This is a genomic window from Actinosynnema sp., from assembly GCF_052038725.1.
The window spans coordinates 1-2,421 of the sequence record NZ_JBQGCX010001055.1 but is presented as its reverse complement, the minus strand read 5'-3'; the positions used below and the strand labels follow the sequence as shown (position 1 = coordinate 2,421).

The 2,421-nt window shown below is 76.7% G+C and carries 3 protein-coding genes; all 3 read left to right on the top strand.

Going from position 1 to position 2,421, the window contains the following annotated elements:
- On the top strand, window positions 1–1,081 hold a 1,081-nt coding region (locus tag ACTUAL_RS22285; protein WP_440901607.1), incomplete at its 5' end, for an ABC transporter permease.
- Window positions 1,078–1,908: an ABC transporter permease gene (locus ACTUAL_RS22280; RefSeq protein ID WP_440901606.1), complete on the top strand. Its 831-nt coding sequence runs from the start codon at window positions 1,078–1,080 to the stop codon at window positions 1,906–1,908. The genes ACTUAL_RS22285 and ACTUAL_RS22280, both read left to right, overlap by 4 nt.
- Window positions 1,905–2,421, top strand: a 517-nt coding sequence (locus tag ACTUAL_RS22275; RefSeq protein ID WP_440901605.1) for an ATP-binding cassette domain-containing protein, incomplete at its 3' end; no start/stop codon positions are given. The genes ACTUAL_RS22280 and ACTUAL_RS22275, both read left to right, overlap by 4 nt.

The following is a 2,421-nucleotide window of genomic DNA, read 5'->3' as shown; positions in this document are numbered from 1 at the left end:
CGGCGCGGCCAAGCTCGGCGGGGCGGGGGAGCCCGGAGACGGGATCGACCGCCCCGACGAGCAGGCCGCCCGCCCCGGCCGCTCGCGCGGCGCGCGCAACCCGGCGGTGCGCGTGGTGGCCAAGCTCGGCCGCCTGGCGCTGCTGCTGGCCGCCGTCGCCGCGGGCACCTTCACGCTGATGGTCAACTCGCCGGTGGACCCGGTGAGCGCCTACGTCGGCGCGGACGTGGCGCGCCTGGGCCCCGAGCAGCGCGAGCTGATCGCCCAGCGCTGGGGCCTGGACGAGCCCGCGCCGCAGCGGTTCCTGTCCTGGCTGGGCAACCTGGTCCGGGGCGACTTCGGGTTCTCCCCGACGTTCAACCGCCCCGTGCTGGAGGTGATCGGCGACCGGTTCACCGCCAGCCTGGGCCTGATGGCGCTGGCCTGGCTGCTGTCCGGGCTGCTCGGCTTCGCCCTCGGCGTCCTCGCGGGCGCGCGGCGCGGCAAGCCCACCGACCGGGTGATCACCTGGTGGGCGTACACGCTGGCGTCCGCCCCGGTGTTCTGGGTCGGCCTGCTGCTGCTCTACGTCTTCGCGGTCTCGCTGAACTGGGCCCCGGTGTGCTGCGCGGTGCCGATCGGCGTGCCCGCCGCCGAGGTGACCGTCCTGGACCGGTTGGCCCACCTCGCGCTGCCCGCGCTGACCCTGAGCGTCGTCGGCGTCGCGCCCGTCGTGCTGCACACCCGGCACGCCGTCATCGAGGCGCTCGCCTCCGACCACGTCGCGTTCGCCCGCGCCCAGGGCGACCGGGGGATCGGCCTGGTCGCGCACCGGGTGCTGCGGGGCGCCGCCGGTCCCGCCCTGCTGCTCCAGTTCGGCTCGCTCGGCGAGCTGTTCGGCGGCTCGGTGCTGGCCGAGCAGGTGTTCTCCTACCCCGGCCTCGGGGCGGCGACCACGCAGGCGGCGATGTCCCAGGACGTGCCGCTGCTGCTGGGCATCGCCCTGTTCACCGCCGTGCTGGTGTTCGTCGGCAACACGATCGGAGACCGCGTGCACGCCGCCGTCGACCCGAGGGTCGCGCTCCGGGCGGGTGAGCGGTGAGCGCGCTGACCGCCGACCGCCGCACCCGGACCCTGGTGCTGCTGGGCTGCTCCCTGCTGGTGGTGGCGGCCGTGCTCGTCGCGGGCGCCCTGGCCGGGGAAGCCGCGCAGACCACCGCGCTGTCCCAGCGCAACCAGCCGCCGTCCGCCGCGCACTGGTTCGGCACCGACTGGCTGGGCCGCGACGTGCTGGCCAGGACCCTGTCCGGGCTGCGGCTGAGCCTGCTGGTCGGCACCTGCGCGGCGGCGATCTCCGCGCTGGTGGCCCTGGTGCTGGCGTGCCTGGCCACGGTCGGCGGCAGGCGCGCCGACGCGGCCGTCGGCTGGCTGGTCGACCTGTTCCTCGCGCTGCCGCACCTGGTGCTGCTGATCCTGCTGGCGTTCGCGCTCGGCGGCGGCACCGGCTCGGTCATCCTCGCCGTCGCGCTGACCCACTGGCCGACCCTGACCCGCGTGCTGCGGGGCCGGGCGCGCGGCGTGGTCGGCTCGAACTACGCGCTCGTGGCCACCCAGCTCGGCCGCAGCCGCTGGTGGGTCGCCCGCAGGCACGTCGCGGGCCACCTGACCGGGCAGTTCCTGGTCGGCCTCGTGCTGCTGTTCCCGCACGCGATCCTGCACGAGGCGGCCCTGTCGTTCCTGGGCATGGGCGTGGACCCGGCGCAGCCGTCGATCGGGGTGCTGCTGTCGGAGTCGATGCGGTTCCTGTCGGCGGGCGCGTGGTGGCTGGCGCTGCTGCCCGGCGCGTGCCTGCTGCTGGTCGTGAAGGCCGTGGACGGCGTGGGCGAGCACCTGCGCGCGCTGCTGGACCCGAGGAGCCACCACCTGTGAGCCTGCTGGAGATCGACGCGCTGGGCGTGCGGTTCGGCCAGTACGAGCGCGGGCTGCGCCGCCGGACCGTGGTGGCGCTGTCGGGCATGGACCTGCGCGCGGACCGGGGCGAGGTGGTGGCGCTGGTCGGCGCGAGCGGGGCGGGCAAGACGCTGCTGGCGCACGCCGTGCTGGGGATGCTGCCGCCCAACGCCGAGGAGAGCGGCGAGGTGCGCTTCGAGGGTGAGGTGGTGAGCCCGGACGCGCGGCGCGCGCTGGCCGGTCGGGAGCTCGCGCTGCTGCCGCAGGCCGCGTCGTTCCTGGACCCGGTGACGCCCGTGGGCAAGCAGGTGCGCCGCTCGGCGAGGCTGGCGGGCGCGGCCGACCCAGGGGCGGCGGCGCTGCGGGCGCTGGCCTCGCGCGGGCTGGGGCCCGAGGTGGCGCGGCTGCACCCGCACCAGCGGTCCGGCGGCATGGCGCGCCGGGCGCTGGCCGCGATGGCGCTCATGGCCGACCCGGCGCTGGTGCTGGCCG